The organism is Mycoplana sp. BE70, assembly GCF_031455855.1.
GTDB lineage: Bacteria > Pseudomonadota > Alphaproteobacteria > Rhizobiales > Rhizobiaceae > Mycoplana.
In genome coordinates this window covers 134,401-154,657 of sequence record NZ_JAVDTM010000006.1, presented here as the reverse complement: position 1 = coordinate 154,657, position 20,257 = coordinate 134,401, and the positions used below count along the sequence as shown (strand labels likewise).

The window sequence follows — 20,257 nt, the reverse complement described above, 5'->3', positions numbered from 1 at the left end:
GACTTCTCCGCTTGTCCGGGGCGACCGCCGTCACCGGCGCATGCTGTTCATCTGATCATGCGGGAGCAGGTGCGCAACCTCAAGGGGCGGTATTTTGCCGGCATGCGCGCGTGGCAGGGAATTGCAGTCGCGTCAGCGCATCAGGTTGTCGATCGGGAAGATGGCGCAGGTCTCCGTACCGTGCGCGAGCAGCTTGCCGTTCTTGTCGCGCAGCCATGCCTCGGACGTGGCGATCGTGCGGCCACGGTGCACGATCCGGCCTTCACAGAACACCTCGCCCATCCCCGGCAGGACAGGGCGGACCAGGTTCACCTTGAATTCGACGGTCGTATAGGCCTCGCCCGGCAAGGTCGTGGCGAAGACGGCACAACCGAGCGCCGAATCCATCACCGTAGCGGTCCAGCCGCCATGGACGGTTCCGAGCGGATTGAGGTGTTCCTGCGTCGGGTATCCCTTGAAGACGACCCGCCCTTCCTCGACTTCTGCCAGCGTGAATTTCAGTGTCTTCGCCATCGGCGGCGCGGGCAGCTCACCGGCGAGCATCGCCTGAAGGACCTTCAGTCCGCCGTCGCGCGCGACCACGTCCAGGGGCAGAGTGCCGACACCGGCAACGCTCAGTCCCGGGTAGAGTTCGATATTCATGAAGTCATCTCCGAAGGGGCAACGACGGCAAGCGCCTTCAGCGTCGCCTGGATAAAGCCGTCGCGTGCGCTGGAAAGCTGCAGCCCGCGCGGCTCGCAAACATACCGGTTGAGAAAGAAGGCGGTCAGCCGAAAACCATCGGACAACGCCTGCTGGTCGGCCGCCTTGCTGGCCTGCGTACCGAGAAAGGCCGGCAGCGCCAGCATCTTGTCGGCCCACGGCGCGCCGGCATCGCGGCTGACGGCACGACCCGATTTCGGTGAGACGAAGACGAGATCTTCGGTCCTTTCGGTCGCGGCGCATCGGGCGAGATCCAGCCCAAAGCCGAGATCCTCGAGCACGGCCAGCTCGAAGCGGACGAAGAGCTCGCCGGCATCCCTGGGATCCTCCAGATGCTCCAGGATGACGCCAAGCATCTCGAACAGATGCGGATGGGGATCGCGCTCAGGCAGGAAACGCAGCACTGCGGCCATGGCCTGCACTCCATAGACGGCGGTCGCCGTCTCCATCAGTTGACCGGCGCGCAACTGCAGTGGCTCCATGCGGAACTCGCCGAGATGCTCGTCGAGCCGCGCCCGCCAGGTCACCTCCACCGAATTGCCGGGTTGCAGCACCGGCTGCATCGTCCGCGAGCGCCCCGAACGAACGACGCCGAGGTGCCGACCGTGCGCGCGCGTCATCACCTCGGCGATCACCGAAGTCTCGCCGTGACGGCGCACGCCAAGCACAATTGCCTCGTCGCTCCATTGCATGGCAAAGCCATACGCCCCACCGGTAGCAGGGGCAAGCGCGGAAGGCTGTGGAAGACTGCGGCCGCGCGCCGCCAATGCGTGACCTTTGCGCCACACTGCGCCACGCCGGGGATGCCTGCCGCATTTTCGCTCCCTTCTTGCCGCGCCACCGTCAGAATTGGCTTTAGAAGAGGCGCGAAGGACTCGAACGTCCGGTATCGAAAAACGAACAGCAGGTCAGTTCATTATGTGTGTGTCCGCGATCCGTGCAGTTGCTTGCGCGCGTCCCCTCGCCCTCCTCTTGCTTTCCCTGGCGCTTGCGGGCTGCGTCACTGCCAAACCAGTGAAGAAGGGACCGGATCCGATGCACCTGGCGATGTACGGGCCGCACCCGGAAGAAAAATTCCCGCTGCCGGCAATGGACATCGCCGGTGTTAACCCGAAATATTTCCGTCAGCAGGTCGCCTATCCGACCAGCGAGGTGCCCGGCACGATCGTCATCGATACCCAGAACCGCTTCCTCTACCTGGTGCAGGAGAACGGCATGGCGATGCGCTACGGCATCGGCGTCGGCAAGGCCGGGCTGGAGTTCGAGGGAACGGCGCGGATCGGACGCAAGGCGGAATGGCCGCGCTGGACGCCGACGCCGAACATGATCAAGCGCGAGCCGGAGCGCAACGCCAAATGGGCCGGCGGCATGGAACCGGGCCTCACCAATCCGCTCGGACCGCGGGCACTCTATCTCTTCGAAGGCGGCAAGGACACGCTGTTCCGCATCCACGGCACCTCCGAGCCGTGGTCGATCGGCAAAGCCGTTTCAAGCGGTTGCATCCGCCTGTTCAACCAGGACATCATCGACCTCTACGGCCGCGTGCCGACCGGCAGCCGCGTCGTCGTGCTTCAGCACGAGGCGCCGATGGACGTTCCGGCCGGCGGAATGCCGGTCGCAAATGCCGCCAATTACAGCACGGCTCCCGCCGCGCTGTAGTCGCCGACGTGACCCGACGCGAACGACGCGTCGGGCTTAGCTCGATCCCGGTTTCCACGGCTCCTGCCTAGACGAAATCCTGTTGCTCGGAGGCGACGACGCCCTTGAGCTCGCTCGGGTAATAGCCGTGGCGCAGGTTGATGCCGTATTCGAGATAGGCCTTCATGCAGGCGAGCATCTGCGACCAGCCCTCGCAGTTCATGTAGGACGATTTCTGGCCGCGGGCGTTCTCGCGCCAGCCGGTTTCGGCAATCGTCACCATCGTGCCGCCGTCCTCCAGCGGCGCGAAGCGCATCTCGACGCGCGTCTTGTAGGGCGCCTCCCCCTCGTCCACCATGGCATCCCAGCGGAAGACAATCCGGGAATTTTCCTCCACCTCGTCGACGATCACCGGCGCCATGCCCCACCACGTCACCGTCGTGCCGGCAACGAGCGGCGCACTGGCGCCGCCGATCGTGGTGAAATAACCGCTCAGCTTCTTGGGATTGACGACGGCATCGAACACCTCGGCCACCGGTTTGTCGATCCGTCCGTTCACGCGAAATTCCAGCGTCATGCCGTCCTCCTTCGCTTGTCCATGACAGAATTATGTTATATTTTTATAACATGTCAAGCAAATCAAACGAGGATGCGGTCTTCAAGGCACTGGCGAACGCCAAGCGCCGGCAGATGCTGGACGCGCTCAAGGACGCCCCACAAACGACCGGCGCGCTGTGCGAAGCCTTTGCCGAGATGGACCGCTGTACGGTGATGCAGCACCTGAAAGTGCTGGAAGACGCCGGCCTGATCATCGCCCGCCGTGACGGCCGCGAGCGCTGGAACCATCTCAACGCCCTACCGATCAAAGCGATCCACGACCGCTGGATCAGCCAGTATGCCGGCCACGCGATAAGCGTGCTCGAGGCGCTGAAAAAAGAGATCGAGAAATAGGCCGGGCTCACCTGGCATCCAGCGATCAGCCCAAGCCCAACCAGGACCACCCTCAATGAGAAGTTGCGCAGAAGCCACAAAACAGCAACTTTCATCTTTCGGATGTGTCAGGGGACTCCATTTCGAGCCGATCATTTGTTATCGCTTTGGCTGAAGAGCATTGACGCATCGAGGTCAACTTTGCCTAAGTAAATACCGGTCTCAATCCAGTTTCACCCGTACTGCCGGATAGCAACACGCTGTCGGCGTATGATCGTGTTCATCGGGTGGTGGCAAGAGACCGGTTTGGCATTGTTGGAATGTGCCACGTGCAGCTCCGCTGTCTCAGCTCTTCAGCCGCCCGAAACAACGCCACACCGTGCCCGCAAGGGTCTTCTTATGCACCATCTTGGTGGACTTCCGAACGGAAGACCAAGACGATATGTGCAATGTACTTCGGGTCCGATGGACCATCGTTCCTAAGACAGCTCCCCAGCCCTGGATTGCGTGCAGCGGATGTGGAGGCCTGAGGGCCTTCCAATCCAGCGGCAAAATCCGGCTCAACGCCAACGGCCGCAAGCTTGATGCGTGGCTCATCTACAAGTGCTTGATCTGCGAGAAAACGTGGAACCGGCCGCTCTATGAGCGGCAGAATGTCCGCGACATCAATCCTGCGGTCCTCGAAGCGCTGCAGTCCAACGATCCGCAATGGATTCGGACGGAAAGTTTCAACCTCGAAGCACTGAGGCGCAAGTCGCAGCGCGTCGATGAATTTTCTGAGTTTGATACCGAAAAGGAGATACTGCGCGAAACTCGCAATTGGACGAAACTGGAAATCGAACTGATGGTTCCGCTTCCGCTCAGCACACGCCTTGACCGTCTGCTGGCGTCCGAGTTGGGCGTCTCGCGCGCGCGGCTGGTAGCGCTTCACGACAAAGGCACACTTTGGATCAATTCGGATCGCGTCGACATTTTGCGGCGGCGTGTCAGATCTGGCACCCAAATTATGATTGATCTTTCCACCGAGGCCGAGCGAGAGCAATTGTGGCGACCGCTGGCGACGGGTAGCCCGCTATAAGTTGCGTCACGGAGGCTTGAGAATCTGGCCTTCGTGAGTTCACGCTTCCTGCTCGGCCACGTTCTAGCCTGTCGTTGTTTCGCGGGACGCAAGCTGTCTACAGGGGGCAGCGCGCCCCGTGGATTTCGCTTATGGACGGCAAGAGCGTGATCACCTCGCGCTGATGGCTCTCGTCCATTGGTTCGATGTTTTCCCTCCAGAACGCTTCCGCTTCGGCGGGTTCGCTTTCCCAGATGCGGGTGGTGACGTGGTTGTCATCGACCTTCGAGAGCCTTCGCCCGCCAAGACGAAGATATTGGGCTGCCAGTTCGGCTGCATGTGTCGCTTCCATGACGCGCAACCTTCCGTAATCAGTAGAACGGGAACATCGTATCACCGCCAGCGCCTTGCCACTAACGGCAAATGGAAAAGGGCCTCTTTTCGCCGGAGCTTGGGGCAAGCTTGGCGGCGAGCCGAAGGCGCGCCCCTGGTTCGGAGCCGGGGGTACTTGCTGCAATTGCTTGCCGCGCGACGTGCCACGCCGATGGCCTATGACAGTCGCTCATCGCGCTGGTTCAAGTGTGCTAGAGTTCCAGGCCCGGATCGTGGGAACAGATCGGCATGGGCGACAACATGGACCAGCCAAACAGCAATCTGCGCGACAACTCAGGTGCGGTCATCCGGCCGCCGATCGCCTGGGGACTTTCGGTAATCGCCGGGCTCGCGCTCGACCGGCTATACTCGCTGCCATTCCCGTCAGGCGTGCCGACCGGCTGGCTCGGCGGCATCGTGTTCCTCGCCGGCGTGGCACTGCTGGTCTGGGCTGCAACGACCTTTCGTCGCGCGGGGACGCAGATCCAGACGACCGAGCCGACCACAACGATCGTCGACGCAGGGCCATACCGCTACACGCGCAACCCGATCTATATCGGCATGTTCCTCGGCCTGATCGGCCTCGCCATCGCCTTCGACACCCTATGGCTCGCTGTCCTGCTGGTGCCGTTCTATCTCGTCATCCGTTACGGCGTTGTCGCCCGTGAGGAGAGCTATCTTGAGCGGAAATTCGGTGACGCCTATCTCGGCTACAAGACTCGCGTCGGACGTTGGTTGTAGGCAAGCGCGTTTTCCGTCTCAGTGCGCAACTTGTGAAAGTGCCGACATCAATTCTTCCGGATTCAGTGCCTGGCACAGATTTCGACCCTGCCCTTCGACTTCGGTGAAGCTCCAGCGCACCAAACCTTCTCGATCGAGCAGGAAATGTCCGACAAGCTGCATATGTCCGGCTATCCTCACCTGCTGGTCGGCTTCTGTAAGTTCGTAGCCATCTCTTTCGCTGAGAAGATCGCCCGCGGCGGCCGGATTCATAGGTTCCGGCAACTCTCCCGGCCGATCGACCCGCATTGTTGCGACCTCGTCCATCCCGACCTTGTATGGCCAATCGGTCTCGTTCTCCGTCAACTCGAGCAGGGGCAGGCCAAAGGCGCGATGTGAAGCGCGTTGCGGGTCGGAGGCAGCAAGAAGACCGGGTATCGGACGATAACGGAAATAGAGTCGCGCGCGTTCAACCGGGGTGATGACAACCGCCAGGGACTCCACGCCCTTCTCGCGCAGAGCGGAGTTGAGTTGTGCCATCGCGGCGACATGGCGTCGGCAGAACGGGCAGAGCAGGCCCCGATATAAACCGATCAACAGCGGGCTTCGGCCCCGGAAATCATCAAGTGCGATCGTCCCCTCGCAGGAGATCGCATCCAGGACAATGTTCGGAGCCTGATCGCCGGGTTGCAACGGATAGTCGGCATGACGTGCTGGCATCGACGACCTCCTCGCATCAAAGCTCAGCCAGCATAGGAGGTTTGCCACGAGTTGATGCCATGCCATTCGCGACGCGATTGACGATGGCCGCGGCAATGACCTGGAACTCATCCAGGATCGGCCGATCGTGAGCCAGGATCTGCGTGCGCGATTTTACCCAGGAGGACCAGGTTGAGCAACCAACCGGCTCGCCCGCGGGCACGGTTGCAAGCGGACGAGAGCGGCGGATTGTGGTGGCCCAATTGTCGTGGCGGCGTGCCGGAGGCCACCCCGTATTCCGCTGCTTGCCCCCTACTTCCGCTTCAACGCCTCGGCCAGCGCCGCGCCGAAAGCGCCCTGGCTCGGGGCCTGCGGCTTTTGCTGCGGCATGCGGTTGTTATTGCCGCGCGGCGCGTCGCGGCGCTGGTCGCGCGCGGGCTGCTCGCCGCCGCCGTCCTTGCGCATGGTCAGACCGATACGCTTGCGCGGCACATCAACCTCGGTGACGCGCACCTTCACGACGTCGCCGGCCTTGACCACCTCGTGCGGGTCCTTGACGAAGCGATCGGCAAGCTGGGAGACGTGCACGAGCCCGTCCTGATGCACGCCGATGTCGACGAAGGCACCGAAGGCGGCAACGTTCGTCACCGTGCCTTCCAGCAGCATGCCGACCTTGAGGTCCTTGATATCGTCGACGCCGTCGGCGAAGGTCGCGGTCCTGAATTCCGGGCGCGGGTCGCGACCGGGTTTTTCGAGTTCGGCGAGAATGTCCTTCACGGTCGGCAGGCCGAAACGCTCGTCGACGAAGACTTGAGGATCGAGCTTCTTCAACGCCGCGCTGTCGCCCATCAGGGCGCGCACATCGCGGCCGCAGGCGGCGACGATCTTCTTGGCAACGCCATAGGCTTCCGGGTGCACCGACGAAGCATCGAGCGGCTCCTTGCCGGCCGGAATGCGCAGGAAGCCGGCGCACTGTTCGAAGGTGCGGGCGCCGAGGCGGGAAACCTTCAGAAGCTCCTTGCGGCTCTCGAACGGGCCGTTGGCGTCGCGATGGGCGACGATCGCCTCGGCCGAGGATTTGCCAAGACCGGAAACGCGCGCCAGCAGCGGCGCGGAGGCGGTGTTCAAGTCGACGCCGACAGCGTTCACCGCATCCTCGACCACCGCATCCAGCGAGCGCGACAGCTTGCCCTGGTCGACGTCGTGTTGGTACTGGCCGACGCCGATCGACTTCGGCTCGATCTTGACGAGTTCGGCGAGCGGGTCCTGCAGGCGACGGGCGATCGAGACGGCGCCGCGCAGCGACACGTCGAGGTTCGGGAACTCGGCGGCAGCCGTTTCCGACGCGGAATAGACCGAGGCGCCCGCTTCCGAGACGATCACCTTGGTCGGCTTCGGCGCCGGAAGTACGGCCAGCATGTCGGCGACCAGCTTCTCCGTCTCGCGGCTGCCGGTGCCGTTGCCGATGGCGATCAGCTCCACATTGTGCTTGCGGACGAGGCTCGCGAGTTCGGCCTGGGTGCCGCGAATGTCGTTCCTCGGCGGGAACGGATAGACGGTCGTGGTCTCCAGCAGCTTGCCGGTATTGTCGACGACGGCGACCTTGACGCCGGTGCGGATGCCCGGGTCGAGGCCCATGGTGGCGCGGGTGCCGGCCGGAGCGGCCAGCAGCAGGTCCTTGAGGTTGCGGGCAAAGACGCGGATCGCTTCCTCCTCGGAACGCTCGCGCATCTCGCGCATCAGGTCGAGCGACAGCGACATGGAGAGTTTTACCCGCCAGGTCCAGCCGATCACCTCCGCGAGCCACTTGTCGCCAGGCTTCTGGCCGAGCGCGCAGAAGGAGGCGATGATACGCTCGACCGGCTTGACCGGATCCGTGTTGTCCTGATCGACCGCGATGTCGACGGAGAGGAACTCCTCGTTCCAACCGCGCAGCATGGCGAGCGCCCGATGGCTCGGCACGCCCGACCAGCGCTCCGTATGGTCGAAGTAGTCGGAAAACTTCGCGCCCGCCTCCTGCTTGCCCTCGACCGCGCGCGAGCGCAGGAAGGCATTGTCCTTCATGTAGTCGCGCAGCCGCTTCAGGAGGTCGGCGTTCTCGGTGATCTGCTCGGCGACGATGTCGCGCGCGCCCTCGAGCGCCGCCTTGGCATCGGGCACATCGGCGGAGAGGAAGGCGGCCGCGAGTTCGGCCGGCACCTTGTCGCGCTCGGCAAGGATCTGCTCGGCGAGCGGCCCGAGACCGCGCTCGCGGGCAATCTCAGCCTTGGTACGGCGCTTCGGCTTGTAGGGCAGATAGATGTCTTCCAGTTCGGCCTTGGTGGAGACGGCGGCGATCTTCGCAGCCAGTTCATCGGTGAGCTTGCCCTGCCCGCCAATCGATTCGAGGATGGACGCGCGACGCGCCTCCAGTTCGCGCAGATAGGCCAGCCGCTCGGAAAGCACGCGCAACTGGGTGTCGTCGAGACCGCCGGTCACTTCCTTGCGGTAGCGGGCGATGAAGGGGACGGTGGCCCCCTCGTCCAGCAGCCCCACTGCCGCCTGGACCTGGGCGGAGCTTGCCTTGATTTCGGCAGCGATCGTATTGGCGATCTTCAGCGGGGTTGCAGCCATTTTGCTCTCCTGATCATGCATGCCGATTGGCTTCGGCCCCAGAGGTTCCAGGCACCGTATCGGCGGACGGCGACCATAATGCGGCCCCCCCTCTCCGCCAACCGACACGCGGCGCAGAGTCCACAACATATCGCTGGGCGCTTCGTTCAGATGCGAACTGGTGCGAGCGGCGGGCGCTTCGCTTCGAATTCCCGCAGCCGCGCCTCGGCCTCGCCGATGTAGTCGCGCGCAAAGGGCACGGCATCCTGATGCCGGGCGAGCTGGATCTGAATGATCGGCAGCCGGTCGTGTCGGAACGCCGCCTCCATCGCTGCGAGGTAGAATTCCCACATCCGGCAGAAACGCGCGTCATAAAGCCTCGCCGCCTCGTCCCAGCGCGCGACGAAGCGCTCGCGCCAGGCCCTGAGCGTCCACGCATAGTGCATCGGCAGCATCTCGATGTCCTTGACGAGGAAACCCGCCCGCTCGATCGCCGGCAGGACCTCGGAAAGCGCCGGCAGGTATCCGCCTGGAAAGATATACTTCTCGATCCAGGGATTGATCGTGTAGGCGGGCTTCACGCGACCGATGTAGTGGAGGACCATCACGCCCTCCTTCTTCAACAGGCGGGCCATTGTGTTGAAAAACTTGCCATAGTTGGCGAGCCCCACGTGCTCGAACATTCCGACGGAGACGATCCGGTCGAACTCGCCATCAAGATCGACGTAGTCTTTCAACTCGAAGCGCACATGCTCGGTGAGGCCGCGTTGCGCGATGCGGGTTCGGGAGATGGCAAGCTGCTCCTCGCTGAGCGTGATGCCGGTGACGTCGACGCCGGCGCTTTCCGCCATGTACATGGCGAGCCCGCCCCAGCCCGAACCGACTTCCAGCACCCTCTGCCCCGGCATCAGGAGCAGTTTGGCGGTGACATGCCGCTTCTTGGCCGTCTGGGCTTCATCCAGCGAAATGTCGCGCGGCTCGAAATAGGCACAGGAGTATTGCCAGTCGCGGTCGAGAAAAAGGTCAAATAGGCGCGCATCGAGATCGTAGTGATGCGCCACGTTGCGGCGATTGTGGTTGACCGGCATCCGGGCGTTGATCTGATAGGCGAGAAGTCTCAGCAGCCCCTTTGCCTTGACGCCAATTGTCGCCGCACGACGAATGCCGTTGCGCCTAAGAAGCGAGAGCACATCGAAGATGTCGCCCTCCTCCACCACCAGCCGTCCGTCCATGTAGGCTTCGCCGATCTTCAGTGCAGGATCGGCAGCGATGTCGCGACCAACGGCGGCATCGGCCAAGCGGATGCGCAACGTGGGCCCGACGCCGTCGCCATAATGGGCCAGTTCACCCGATGGATCGACGACCTGCAACTGCCCGTTCCTGATCACCCGTCCAAGCAGCGTGGAAAGTTCCATGCCGATTCCCATTGCGGACAACATAAGCAAAATCTAATGAACTGAGCCGACGGCACAATACCTGCATTTGCGCAAAAACGGCTCAACGCAGGGTTTTTCCGTAACAATTCATCAATTCCTGCCACCTATCCTTCCAGCACCTACGACTGGGGGAGCGGGGGGTATGCGATCCAACTTGATTTCGGCGACGCTGTCGCTGACCGTGCTCCTGTGCCCGCAAGCGATCCGCGCCGAGGGCCTCAATCTCCTGATCTGGGAGTCCTATATCGACCAGGCGATCCTGGCGGACTGGACGGCGAGAACTGGCGTAGAGGTCCGCCAGACCTACTACGACAGCGGCGATGCGCGCGACGAGGTGTTGTCTGATCCCAACAGCGGCGTCGATCTGGTCGTCACCGGCGAGAATGGCGCCAAGCTATTCGGCGACCGCGGCATCCTGAGCACGCTTTCTACGGAGAATGCCCCTTCGCTCGTCCAGTATGACCAAAGCTGGATCAACCGCTGTGGCGGCTATGGCGTTCCCTACCTGTGGGGAACGATGGGCATTCTTTACCGCTCCGACATGGTCCCCATGACACCGACGTCATGGCTCGACCTGATGCAGCCGGCGGAAGCGCTCCGTGGCCACATCGCAATGTATCAGGATCACAACGAGGCATTCGTGCCGGCGCTGGTGCTGCTCGGCAAGTCGGTCAATTCGAATGACAACGAAACGCTCAAGCAGGCCTATCAGCTGATGAAGGCTCAGGCGCCGTTCGTTCTCACCTACGACTACATCGTCACCTCGATCCAGAACCCGGAGGTGGGGCCGCAGGTTCAGATGGCGTTGGGCTACAGCGGCGACCAGCACACCCTGAACGGCAAGGTCGGCAATGGGGGACAGTGGCGCTACGCCATGCCGAAAGAAGGCACGCTTTCCTGGCTCGACTGCCTGTCGGTGACCGACCGGTCACAACACAAGGACTTGGCGCTTGACCTGCTGGACCATATCGCCAGCGCAGCGTCCGCCGCCCGCAATGCGATGTCGCTCAACATGCCGACTGCGAACCGGGAAGCGCTGGCACGCCTGCCGGAGAGCATTCGCAACAATCCCGAAATCTATCCCGCGCCGGAGATTATGGCAAAGAGCCAGTATCAGCAGGAATTGACCGTTCCGTCGGTGCAGGCCCGCCGACGCATCATCAACAGCCTGGTTCAGTTCCGTGACACTCGGTAAACGCGCTTTCACACTGATCTTCCCCGTTGTCCTGACCGGCTACGTGCTGGCCGCCTCGCTTCTTTACGTGAGCCAGAGCGCCTCGATCGTGGGGCTGGAGCGGGCACGGCTGTGGCAGCAGCTTGGCCTGCTCGGCGCCGTTTTCCAGAACGACGTGACGCAGAACAAGAGCCTGCTCTATTCGCTGGTCGAAGGAAGTGCGGTCCGCCTCTTCATCAATGAGCCGGACGCCGGCTATCGCAGCAACGCCATTGGCGTGCGAATTCAGAAAAGCATCACCTCTCTGTCCGAAGATCCCACCCGCTTCGTTTCGATGGCGATCCTCCGCCCGCCTGGGTCGGTCGACTACTATTACGAGAACAGCAAGGATCCCTTTGCCGAAATTCCGGCGGCGCAGATAGACCACGCGCGAAAGCTCATCGACAGCCCGAAGCTCTCCAACTGGTCGTACATCGAGCAAGAGAATGGCGATCCACTCGTCGTTCATTCCGAGTTTCTGGACCCGCTCACACTCAACCGTCCCGTCTCGAGCGCCAAGGCCGCATCGATCCTGCTCCAAACCGCGGTGCGCCCGCGCCCGTTCCTGGACATGAAGAAGGCGCTCGAAAAGGAATACGCCGCCGACATCGAAATATCGAGCTCTCCACTGGCGACGGAGGGCGTGCTTTCGGCGACCGTCAAACTCGGTCCGGCGCTGTATGCGCGTCTGACGCCAGAGTCCGGTCATCTCGACCAGAGGCTTTTCAATCTCAAGCTCCTGCTTGCCCTTGGTGCCATCGGTCTCAGCCTGTTCACGATCGGCATCGTGCTTGCCCTCGTGCGCCGCTACATCACCAATCCGATCGTCCGTCTGGACCGGCAGCTGACCGACGTCATGTCCGGAGCACGCACCGAGATCGCCCCTAGCAGCGAAGCCGGCGAAATCGGTCGGCTTTCGGCCAATATGAAGCAGTTGCACGACGAAGCGGTTGAATCCTTCGGCCTGGTTCAGACCACCTCCTGGACCGATACGTTGACGGCCATTTCCAACCGCGAACACTTCAACGTGCGCTCGACGCAGATTCTCGATGCCGCTCGCGAATCCAATGCCAGTTGCTCGTTGCTCTTCATCGACGTCGACAACTTCAAGTTCGTCAACGACAAGCACGGCCACAAGGTCGGCGATGAACTCCTGAAAACACTGGCTTCTCGGATCCTGGCAATCGTGAAAGCGGTTGCCGATGGTCGCGAGTTGCCGGAGATTCTCGTCGCCCGGCTGTCGGGAGACGAATTCGCCATCATGGTCCAATCGCAGCCGGGTGACGGCACGATCAACGAAATTACCACGAAGATCCTCGACCTGTTCTCCGACGGGTTCGAGATGGTCGACAAATCCTTTCCGGTCACCGCCAGCATCGGCATCGCCGCCTTTCCCGAAGACGCGGCCAGCCTGCCGGAGCTTCTGGCGAGCGCCGATGCGGCGATGTATCAAGCCAAGGCGCAAGGCAAGAACGGCTCGGCGCGCTACTCGCGCTCCCTGCACGAAAAGCGCACGCGCAAGCGCCGGATCGAGGAAGAACTGCGGACCGTCAACCCGAACGAGGAGATGCATCTCGTCTTCATGCCGATCGTCGACGGACACGGCAAGGTTACGGCCTGCGAGGCGCTGCTGCGCTGGAACTCGCCGCTCCTGGGGCAGGTCACCCCGGACGAGTTCATTCCGATCGCCGAAACCACCGGCCTCTTCAGCAAGATCGATTCATGGGTGATCGACCGGGCGATGTCCAATTGCGGACAGATCAAGCAATTCTTCGGCTCGGAAACGATGCTGTGCATCAATATTTCGTCCGCGGAACTCTACACGAAATCGATCGCTGACCGCTTCTGCGACGGCCTCGAGCGCTACGGTCTTGATGCGCGGTCGATCGAAATCGAACTGACGGAAACCTTCGCTGTCAAGCTCGGCGACCAGTCGCAACGCAACATCGAGACGTTGCGAGCCAAGGGGTTCCGCATCTCGATCGACGACTTCGGCGCCGGCTACACGTCGGTCCAGCAGATCATCGACTACCCGGCCGAAACGATCAAGCTCGACAGGGAACTGGTCGAAAGCCTGACCAACGGCGCCGCCCTGCCGACGTTGCGGGCGCTTATCGCACTCTGCCATGCGCAGGGCATGCAGGTCGTGGCGGAAGGCGTCGATACGACTGAGAAGATGACGCTGCTCGCCGCCGCCGGCTGCGAACTCTACCAGGGCTACCTCATCAGCAAGCCGCTGACGGCCGAGGACCTCGGCATCTGGGCCATGCAGCGGCTGATGCAGCAGGCGAAGGAAACAACCAGAAAAACGGCCGCTCGGGCTGCGAGCGGCGCCTGAGGCGCGAACTCGCCGCCGGCTAGTCTAGGCGCGGGACCTGTTAAACTTGTCCTGAGTCTGGACTATCGCGGAAATTCCAGCCCCATCTCCCGGAAACGCTCCGGGTCGTCGCCCCAGTTTTCACGCACCTTGACGAACAGGAACAGGTGCACGGGCTGCTCGAGAATTTCGGACAGCTCCTTGCGAGACGCCATCGAGATTGCCTTGATCGCCTCGCCGTTCTTGCCGAGCGCGATCTTCTTCTGGCTGTCGCGTTCGACATAGATCACCTGCTCGATGCGGACGGAGCCGTCCTTGCGCTCCTCCCACTTCTCCGTCTCCACGTGAGAGGAGTAGGGAAGCTCCTGATGCAGGCGCAGGAACAGCTTTTCGCGGGTGATCTCGGCGGCGAGCTGGCGCATCGGCAGGTCGGAAATCTGGTCTTCGGGATAGTACCACGGGCCCTCCGGCAGCGCCTTGGACAGATAGTCCAGCACGTCCTCGCAGCCCGAGCCGTTCAACGCCGAGATCATGAAGGTGCGCTCGAATTTTACGACCTCGTTCGCGGCCGCCGCGAGCTTCAGCAGATCCTCCGGCTTCACACGGTCGACCTTGTTCAGCACCAGGATCTTCGGCTGGTGCACTTCCTTCAGCCCCTCGAGGATCGCTTCCGCATCGCCCTTCAGCCCGCGCTCGCTGTCGATCAGGAACATGATCTGGTCCGCATCCTTGGCCCCGCCCCAGGCGCTGGTGACCATGGCGCGGTCGAGCCGGCGACGCGGCTTGAAGATGCCGGGCGTGTCCATGAAGACGATCTGGGCGTTGTCGTGGATGGCAATGCCCCGCACGATCGCCCGCGTCGTCTGCACCTTGTGGCTGACGATGGAAACCTTGGCGCCGACGAGACGGTTGACCAGCGTCGACTTGCCGGCGTTGGTCGCGCCGATCAGCGCCACGAATCCGGAGCGGGTAGAGCTGCCGGTTTCGGCGGCATCGTGTTCTTGTTCTGTCATGATCGTTCCATTGCTCTTGCGCTTGCGCCTGCGGCATGATGCACACAGGTCGCAGCCGCACTCAAATCATTTCGGGAGCAGCCTAAGCCGCACTGGCCACCTTCCAGGGCGCGCGGCACGGTTGGCTCAACGGTCTGCCTTCTGCCAGATCCCCTCGCGCTCCAGCACCTTTTGCGCCGCCACCTGCTCTGCCGCACGCTTGGACCGCTCGGTCCCAGTTGCCGGCGCCACGCCGGCGATCTCCACCGTAACGGTGAAGCGCGGGTCGTGATCGGGGCCGGAGCGCTCGTCGACGCGGTAGACCGGGGTGGTCGCGAAATTGGCGTGCGCCCACTCCTGCAGTTCGGTCTTGGCATCGCGCCGGCCGCCATGCTCGCTCGTGGCCCGGTTCTGCCAATTGCGCAGCACGAAACCGCGTGCAGCCTCGAGTCCTCCGTCGAGATAGATCGCCGCAATCAGCGCCTCGACCACGTCGGCACGCACGTTCATCATCGGCTTTCCGGTCAGCTTCTTCACGTCGGAGCCGGTGCGAATGAATTGGTGCAAGCCGAGATCGTCCGAGACCTTTGCGCAGGTGTCGGCGCTGACCAACTGGTTGAGGCGCACCGACAATTCGCCCTCGCCCGCCTCGCGAAAGGTCTGGAACAGCAGTTCGGCGACGCAGAGGCCGAGCACGCGGTCTCCCAGGAACTCCAGCCGTTCGTAGTTGCTGCCCTTGGCAGGGCGGGCGCTGGCGTGCGTGATCGCCCGGTCCAGCCGCTCCTTGTTGGTGAAGGTGTATCCGATTGCGGTCTCGAGCCGGACACGGTTCTCTTCGTTCAGCGGCTTGGCCGACTTCATTCGACGACCTTGAACAACCGATCCCAGCGCAGATTCGCCGGCCACTTCCAGATTTCGCGGAAGGCGGTGTCGTTGCCGAGCGAGAAGAAGATCAGGCTGGCGCGGCCGATCAGGTTCTCGGCCGGCACGAAGCCGACGTCGAAGCGGCTGTCGGCGGAGTTGTCGCGGTTGTCGCCCATCATGAAGTAGTGGCCTTCCGGGACGATGAACTCGCGGGTGTTGTCGCCGATGGTGCCGATGCGGGTATCGAGCGTGTCATAGGACACGTCGTTATCCAGCGTTTCGCGGAAGACGGGGACGTTCTCGCCGGTGTCGTACTGGTCGTCGGCGCGGAAGAAGCCGTTCGGCTGGCGCGGCACGGGCTTGTCGTTGATGTAGAGGACGCTGTCACGCACCTGGACGCGGTCGCCCGGCAAACCGATCACACGCTTGATGTAGTCGATGTCCGGATTCGGCGGAAAGCGGAAAACGGCGATGTCGCCGCGCTCGGGCTCGCTTTCAAAGATGCGGCCGGAGAACAGGTTCGGCGAGAACGGAAGCGAATACTTCGAATAGCCGTAGGAGAACTTGTTGACGAACAGGTAGTCGCCCACCAGCAGCGTCGGCATCATCGAGCCCGACGGGATGGTGAACGGCTGGAACAGGACGGTGCGGATGACGACTGCTAGCAGAAGGGCCTGAATGATGACCTTGACGTTTTCCCACAGGCCACTTTCAGCCTTTTTAGTGTTCTCAGTCACGCCTGTTTTGTCCTCTCGTGCGAATATGGCGCTCTCTCTAGCGCAAGTTCGGTGGAAATGAAATCGCAGCCGTGAAAATGCCGCAGCATTTCGCGGGACGCTTGCCGGCGCGATCTAAGCTTCAGGTCGCCGGTGTTTCGCATGCCATTGTCCCGAAGCGATACCATTTTCACATGCCCTGCCCTAGGACGCATCCTTCGCCGGCAGGGCCTCGATAATGACAAAGGCCTGAGCCAGCGGAAAGTCGTCGGTGATGGTGATATGGATATGCGCCTCATGCCCCGCGGGCGTCAACGCCTTCAGCCGCTCCCCCGCCCCGCCGGTCAGTCGCATGGTCGGCTTGCCGCCCGGCAGGTTGACAACGCCCATGTCCTTCCAGAACACGCCCTGCGCCAGCCCTGTGCCGAGCGCCTTGGAACAGGCCTCCTTGGCCGCGAAGCGCTTGGCATAGGAGGCCGCACGGTTCTTGCGACCATCGGATTTCCTGCGCTCGATTTCCGTGAAGCAGCGATGGGTAAAGCGCTCTCCGAAGCGCTCCAGCGATTTCTCCACCCTGCGGATATCGATCAGGTCGCTGCCAATGCCGATAATCATGCTCAACTCTCCGGTAAAATCTCTCCGCCACGCTCCCTGGCGCGTTCTTCAAACGGGCGGTGGCGGGTTTTCCGGCCTGCCACGGCGAAGGACACGCTGCAGCCGTTGCCGACGAAACATGTTCACGCCGACGCGCGTTCCAGCATAGGCGACTGCCGCCGCAGGCAGACCGAGCGCGAACGAGCCGACAAGCATCGGCTCCAGCACCGGTCCCCACAGGTCGGAGAACGTCAGGTGGTCGTACAGGCCGGCGAGGTCAAGTGCTCTGCCACTGTGTTCCGAGGGAGCGCCCAGAAGACTCTCCCCAACCTCCAACGTGCCCGCCCATATCAAAGGAAGCGTCAACGGATTGGCGATGGCCGTCGAAAGCGCGGCGGCGATGATATTGCCGGCCAGAACATGGGCAAGCGCGACCGCAAGGACGACATGCAGCCCGAGGAACGGGGTAAAGGCGGACAGGGTGCCGGCGGCAACGCCAACCGCGACAGCGTGCGGCGAGGCGGACAGCCGGAGGATCCGCTTTCCGTAATAACGGAACGGCCTATCGATGCCCTTTCGTGGCCAAAGGATTGCGCGAACCCGGTCACGCCAGGTCGCCGGGTTGCGGCGTCGGAACAACATGGGCCACGCATAGCGCATATCGGTGAAAATCGAAATCGGGAACTATGTGAAACGTCGATACGCTGCTGGGTACGTTTTAGCCGCTGCGCAGGTTTGCAGCAAACAAGCTCGGGCGGCGGCGCACACACTGCGCCGCGGACTGGCAAAACTCAGTAATACTTGCGGAAGAGGCCGCGGTCGACCTGACGCTGGCGATACTCGAGATCGAGACGGTCAACCGAGCCGTTCAAATAGGCAGCCTCGCGGTCGGTGCGGGTCGGCAGGCGCAGGGCACGCGTGAAATTCTTGATCTGCTTCAGCATTGCATAATCCTTCTTTTTCTGACCTCCCGGCACAAAGATAGGGAAGCCCCGCTGGGAGAACCAGCATCAGGATCAGATCGCAGACATGCGGTGCACGCATATCGCCGAACAACAAATGGGCAATTCTGCACATACTGAGGCAGCCGGCGCTGCCACATTTTCAATCGTCTGCGGTCGCGGGCGCCCGCCTTGACGAAGCAGGCTTCAGGTGAAGACGCGGGTGACCGTCGAAACGCAGTGCAGTTCCTTGATCTGGCTGATGATCTGGTTCAACTGGCGCAGGTCCCAAACCTCAAGGTCCATCTGCACCTCGGTGAAGTCGGCGGCCACGCGCGACATCGTCATGGAGCGGATGTTGACGTCACCGGTCGCAAGCACCTGCGTGACCTCGGCGAGCGATCCCGGCTCGTTCAATTCGTTGACGATAATGCGCGCCATGAAGCGCGTGTTGTTGGCCTCGTCCAGGTCCCAGCGGACGTCGATCCAACGCTCGGGCTCGTCATCGAACTTCTGCAGCGCCGGTGACTGGATCGGATAGATCGTGATGCCCTTGTCCTTTTCCATGATGCCGACGATCCGGTCGCCCGGCACCGCGCCGCCTGCGGAGAAGTGCACCTCCGCATTGCCGGAAAGACCGCGGATCGGAAGCGCCTCCGGGCCTTCGCGCATGGCTGCGTCGAGTTGCGCCTTCGACTTGCCCGGCAGCTTGAACACCATCCCGGCAACGCTGCGCATCGGAAACCAGCCCTCCTCCTGGCTCGGCTTCACGGTTACGCGCTCATCCTGATAGTCGGGGAAGACGGCGCGCAGGACATCGAGCGAGGAGAGTTCGCCACGGCCCACTGCCGCAATCGCGTCCTCGACCTCCTTGTGGCCGACGCGGTGAACGACAGACTTCAGGCCGTCGCGCGAGAAAGATTTTCCAGCGCGATCGAACGTCCGCTCGAGAATGCGATAGCCGAGCCCGGAATACTGCTTGCGCACGGCCGCGCGCGTGGCCCGGCGGATAGCCGCCCGCGCCTTGCCGGTGACGACGATCTCCTCCCAGGCCGGCGGCGGCACCTGGATGCCGGAGCGGATGATCTCGACTTCGTCGCCATTGTTGAGGCGGGTGACGAGCGGCATGATCCGGCCGTTGATCTTGGCGCCCACGCAGGTGTCGCCGATATTCGTGTGAACGGCATAGGCGAAATCGATCGGGGTGGCGCCGCGCGGCAGCGTGATGAGCTGGCCCTTCGGCGTGAAGCAAAACACCTGGTCCTGAAACAGTTCCAGCTTCGTGTGCTCGAGGAATTCCTCGGGATTGTCGCCTTCAGCCAATGATTCGATCGTCCGGCGCAACATGGCATAGGCATTGGAAGGCAATGCGTTCTTGTCGCCGTTCTTATCACCGTTGCCGTTCGTCGCGTTTCCGTCCTTGTAGAGCGCGTGGGCCGCGATCCCGTATTCGGCGATTTCATGCATCCGCCGGGTGCGGATCTGCAGTTCGATGCGCTGGCGCGACGGACCGATGATGGTGGTGTGGATCGACTGGTAGTCGTTTTGCTTCGGCGTCGAGATGTAGTCCTTGAAGCGGCCCGGAACGACGCGCCAGCGCGTGTGGACGATGCCGAGGGCGCGATAGCAGGCGGGGACGTCATCGACGAGGATGCGGAAGGCATAGACATCCGACAGTTGCTCGAAGGAGAGCGACTTCGACTGCATCTTGCGAAACACCGAATAGGGCTTCTTCTGCCGCCCCCTGACGACAGCCGTCGTCAGCCCATTGGCGACCAGCAGGTCGCCAAGCTCCGCCTCGATCTTGCGGATCAGCCCCTCATTGCGCTGCGACATCTCCGCGAGCCGCCGCGTGACAGTCTCGTAGGCCTCGGGATTGATGTGGCGGAACGCCAGGTCTTCCAGTTCCTCGCGCATGTCCTGCATGCCCATGCGGCCGGCAAGCGGCGCATAGATGTCCATCGTCTCCTCGGAAATGCGCGCCTTCTTCTCGGCCGACATGTGGTCGAGGGTGCGCATGTTGTGGAGCCGGTCGGCGAGCTTGACGAGCAGCACGCGCACGTCGTCGGAGATCGCCAGCAAGAGCTTGCGCAGGTTCTCCGCCTGCTTGGCCTTCTTGGTGACGAGATCGAGCTTCTTGATCTTGGTCAGCCCCTCGACCAGCGCGCCGATGTCCTCGCCGAAGAGTTCGTCGATTTCGGCACGGGTCGCCGTCGTGTCCTCGATCGTATCGTGCAGGAGCGCCACCGCGATGGTCGACTCGTCGAGCTTCATCTCGGTCAGGATAGCCGCCACTTCGAGCGGATGGGATATGTAGGGATCGCCGCTCGCCCGCTTTTGCTGGCCATGCTTCTGCATGGCGTAGACATAGGCCTTGTTCAGCAAGGCCTCGTTCGCGTCGGGCTTGTACTTCTGAACCCGTTCGACGAGTTCATATTGGCGCATCATCCGGGTGTCGCTCCTCCAGCGCCGCA

Annotated in this window: 20 protein-coding genes; 6 read left to right on the top strand and 14 right to left on the bottom strand. The window is 62.5% G+C overall.

The features are described 5' to 3' along the window. Nucleotides 1-132: 132 nt before the first annotated feature. Nucleotides 133-642 carry a PaaI family thioesterase gene (locus J2Y48_RS12865; protein WP_310418240.1) on the bottom strand — a complete coding sequence of 170 codons (510 nt, stop codon included), beginning with the start codon at nt 640-642 and terminating at the stop codon, nt 133-135. Further along, on the bottom strand, nt 639-1,394 hold the full coding sequence (recO, locus tag J2Y48_RS12860) for a DNA repair protein RecO (RefSeq protein ID WP_310418237.1): 756 nt from the start codon (nt 1,392-1,394) through the stop codon (nt 639-641). Before recO ends, J2Y48_RS12865 begins: the two co-directional genes overlap by 4 nt. A gap of 226 nt (nt 1,395-1,620) precedes the next feature. On the opposite strand from recO, the gene J2Y48_RS12855 reads away from it, so the two are divergent. Continuing rightward, a complete protein-coding gene (locus J2Y48_RS12855) occupies nt 1,621-2,361 on the top strand; it encodes a L,D-transpeptidase (RefSeq protein WP_310418236.1) in 741 nt (246 codons plus the stop codon). 67 nt (nt 2,362-2,428) lie between these two features. Here J2Y48_RS12855 and J2Y48_RS12850 read toward each other — a convergent pair whose 3' ends face one another. Continuing rightward, complete coding sequence (locus J2Y48_RS12850; protein ID WP_310418233.1) at nt 2,429-2,917, bottom strand: SRPBCC domain-containing protein; 489 nt, start codon at nt 2,915-2,917, stop codon at nt 2,429-2,431. A gap of 50 nt (nt 2,918-2,967) precedes the next feature. Between J2Y48_RS12850 and J2Y48_RS12845 the strand changes: the two genes are divergently transcribed. Continuing rightward, nucleotides 2,968-3,291 (top strand): metalloregulator ArsR/SmtB family transcription factor, encoded by a 324-nt coding sequence (locus J2Y48_RS12845; RefSeq protein ID WP_310418231.1) that lies wholly within the window; start codon nt 2,968-2,970, stop codon nt 3,289-3,291. Nucleotides 3,292-3,712: 421 nt separating this feature from the next. Then, the gene (locus tag J2Y48_RS12840; protein ID WP_310418228.1) at nt 3,713-4,348 is read left to right on the top strand and encodes a DUF1062 domain-containing protein; all 636 of its coding nucleotides are present in this window, start codon (nt 3,713-3,715) and stop codon (nt 4,346-4,348) included. A gap of 97 nt (nt 4,349-4,445) precedes the next feature. Here J2Y48_RS12840 and J2Y48_RS12835 read toward each other — a convergent pair whose 3' ends face one another. Beyond that, complete coding sequence (locus J2Y48_RS12835) at nt 4,446-4,679, bottom strand: hypothetical protein (protein WP_310418225.1); 234 nt, start codon at nt 4,677-4,679, stop codon at nt 4,446-4,448. A gap of 269 nt (nt 4,680-4,948) precedes the next feature. Here J2Y48_RS12835 and J2Y48_RS12830 point away from each other — a divergent pair, with 269 nt between their 5' ends. After that, nucleotides 4,949-5,440 (top strand): isoprenylcysteine carboxylmethyltransferase family protein, encoded by a 492-nt coding sequence (locus J2Y48_RS12830; protein ID WP_310418222.1) that lies wholly within the window; start codon nt 4,949-4,951, stop codon nt 5,438-5,440. An 18-nt stretch (nt 5,441-5,458) separates the two neighbouring features. Here J2Y48_RS12830 and J2Y48_RS12825 read toward each other — a convergent pair whose 3' ends face one another. The 3 genes from J2Y48_RS12825 to J2Y48_RS12815 form a co-directional block, all read right to left on the bottom strand. Then, nucleotides 5,459-6,139 carry a redoxin domain-containing protein gene (locus tag J2Y48_RS12825; protein ID WP_310418219.1) on the bottom strand — a complete coding sequence of 227 codons (681 nt, stop codon included), beginning with the start codon at nt 6,137-6,139 and terminating at the stop codon, nt 5,459-5,461. A 291-nt stretch (nt 6,140-6,430) separates the two neighbouring features. Beyond that, nucleotides 6,431-8,731: a Tex family protein gene (locus J2Y48_RS12820; RefSeq protein WP_310418216.1), complete on the bottom strand. Its 2,301-nt coding sequence runs from the start codon at nt 8,729-8,731 to the stop codon at nt 6,431-6,433. 146 nt (nt 8,732-8,877) lie between these two features. Continuing rightward, on the bottom strand, nt 8,878-10,131 hold the full coding sequence (locus J2Y48_RS12815) for a class I SAM-dependent methyltransferase (protein WP_405030228.1): 1,254 nt from the start codon (nt 10,129-10,131) through the stop codon (nt 8,878-8,880). A gap of 157 nt (nt 10,132-10,288) precedes the next feature. On the opposite strand from J2Y48_RS12815, the gene J2Y48_RS12810 reads away from it, so the two are divergent. Together J2Y48_RS12810 and J2Y48_RS12805 are read left to right on the top strand one after the other, a co-directional pair. Continuing rightward, on the top strand, nt 10,289-11,341 hold the full coding sequence (locus J2Y48_RS12810; RefSeq protein ID WP_310418210.1) for a spermidine/putrescine ABC transporter substrate-binding protein: 1,053 nt from the start codon (nt 10,289-10,291) through the stop codon (nt 11,339-11,341). Then, nucleotides 11,328-13,697, top strand: a complete 2,370-nt coding sequence (locus J2Y48_RS12805; RefSeq protein ID WP_310418208.1) for an EAL domain-containing protein — start codon at nt 11,328-11,330, stop codon at nt 13,695-13,697. The genes J2Y48_RS12810 and J2Y48_RS12805 overlap by 14 nt, the downstream gene beginning before the upstream one ends. Nucleotides 13,698-13,759: 62 nt before the next feature. Here the strand turns inward: J2Y48_RS12805 and era are convergent, their stop codons facing one another. From era to J2Y48_RS12770, 7 genes are all read right to left on the bottom strand, one after another. Beyond that, complete coding sequence (gene era, locus J2Y48_RS12800; protein ID WP_310418205.1) at nt 13,760-14,689, bottom strand: GTPase Era; 930 nt, start codon at nt 14,687-14,689, stop codon at nt 13,760-13,762. Nucleotides 14,690-14,815: 126 nt separating this feature from the next. Then, nucleotides 14,816-15,529 (bottom strand): ribonuclease III, encoded by a 714-nt coding sequence (gene rnc, locus J2Y48_RS12795; protein WP_310418202.1) that lies wholly within the window; start codon nt 15,527-15,529, stop codon nt 14,816-14,818. Continuing rightward, nucleotides 15,526-16,269 carry a signal peptidase I gene (gene lepB, locus J2Y48_RS12790; RefSeq protein WP_310418200.1) on the bottom strand — a complete coding sequence of 248 codons (744 nt, stop codon included), beginning with the start codon at nt 16,267-16,269 and terminating at the stop codon, nt 15,526-15,528. Before lepB ends, rnc begins: the two co-directional genes overlap by 4 nt. Before the next feature lie 183 nt (nt 16,270-16,452). Then, on the bottom strand, nt 16,453-16,863 hold the full coding sequence (gene acpS, locus J2Y48_RS12785) for a holo-ACP synthase (protein ID WP_310418197.1): 411 nt from the start codon (nt 16,861-16,863) through the stop codon (nt 16,453-16,455). A 48-nt stretch (nt 16,864-16,911) separates the two neighbouring features. Continuing rightward, on the bottom strand, nt 16,912-17,484 hold the full coding sequence (locus J2Y48_RS12780) for a DUF2062 domain-containing protein (RefSeq protein ID WP_310418194.1): 573 nt from the start codon (nt 17,482-17,484) through the stop codon (nt 16,912-16,914). A 149-nt stretch (nt 17,485-17,633) separates the two neighbouring features. Further along, nucleotides 17,634-17,786: a DUF3563 family protein gene (locus tag J2Y48_RS12775; protein WP_310418191.1), complete on the bottom strand. Its 153-nt coding sequence runs from the start codon at nt 17,784-17,786 to the stop codon at nt 17,634-17,636. Between the two features lie 204 nt (nt 17,787-17,990). Further along, on the bottom strand, nt 17,991-20,231 hold the full coding sequence (locus J2Y48_RS12770; protein WP_310418187.1) for a bifunctional (p)ppGpp synthetase/guanosine-3',5'-bis(diphosphate) 3'-pyrophosphohydrolase: 2,241 nt from the start codon (nt 20,229-20,231) through the stop codon (nt 17,991-17,993). Nucleotides 20,232-20,257 lie beyond the last annotated feature (26 nt).

Bases quoted from the DNA above. Each gene is read 5' to 3' on its own strand.
- J2Y48_RS12865 (WP_310418240.1), bottom strand. From the start codon at position 642: ATGAATATCGAACTCTACCCGGGACTGAGCGTTGCCGGTGTCGGCACT.
- recO (WP_310418237.1), bottom strand. From the start codon at position 1,394: ATGCAATGGAGCGACGAGGCAATTGTGCTTGGCGTGCGCCGTCACGGC.
- J2Y48_RS12855 (WP_310418236.1), top strand. From the start codon at position 1,621: ATGTGTGTGTCCGCGATCCGTGCAGTTGCTTGCGCGCGTCCCCTCGCC.
- J2Y48_RS12850 (WP_310418233.1), bottom strand. From the start codon at position 2,917: ATGACGCTGGAATTTCGCGTGAACGGACGGATCGACAAACCGGTGGCC.
- J2Y48_RS12845 (WP_310418231.1), top strand. From the start codon at position 2,968: ATGTCAAGCAAATCAAACGAGGATGCGGTCTTCAAGGCACTGGCGAAC.
- J2Y48_RS12840 (WP_310418228.1), top strand. From the start codon at position 3,713: ATGTGCAATGTACTTCGGGTCCGATGGACCATCGTTCCTAAGACAGCT.
- J2Y48_RS12835 (WP_310418225.1), bottom strand. From the start codon at position 4,679: ATGGAAGCGACACATGCAGCCGAACTGGCAGCCCAATATCTTCGTCTT.
- J2Y48_RS12830 (WP_310418222.1), top strand. From the start codon at position 4,949: ATGGGCGACAACATGGACCAGCCAAACAGCAATCTGCGCGACAACTCA.
- J2Y48_RS12825 (WP_310418219.1), bottom strand. From the start codon at position 6,139: ATGCCAGCACGTCATGCCGACTATCCGTTGCAACCCGGCGATCAGGCT.
- J2Y48_RS12820 (WP_310418216.1), bottom strand. From the start codon at position 8,731: ATGGCTGCAACCCCGCTGAAGATCGCCAATACGATCGCTGCCGAAATC.
- J2Y48_RS12810 (WP_310418210.1), top strand. From the start codon at position 10,289: ATGCGATCCAACTTGATTTCGGCGACGCTGTCGCTGACCGTGCTCCTG.
- era (WP_310418205.1), bottom strand. From the start codon at position 14,689: ATGACAGAACAAGAACACGATGCCGCCGAAACCGGCAGCTCTACCCGC.
- rnc (WP_310418202.1), bottom strand. From the start codon at position 15,529: ATGAAGTCGGCCAAGCCGCTGAACGAAGAGAACCGTGTCCGGCTCGAG.
- acpS (WP_310418197.1), bottom strand. From the start codon at position 16,863: ATGATTATCGGCATTGGCAGCGACCTGATCGATATCCGCAGGGTGGAG.
- J2Y48_RS12780 (WP_310418194.1), bottom strand. From the start codon at position 17,484: ATGTTGTTCCGACGCCGCAACCCGGCGACCTGGCGTGACCGGGTTCGC.
- J2Y48_RS12775 (WP_310418191.1), bottom strand. From the start codon at position 17,786: ATGCTGAAGCAGATCAAGAATTTCACGCGTGCCCTGCGCCTGCCGACC.
- J2Y48_RS12770 (WP_310418187.1), bottom strand. From the start codon at position 20,231: ATGATGCGCCAATATGAACTCGTCGAACGGGTTCAGAAGTACAAGCCC.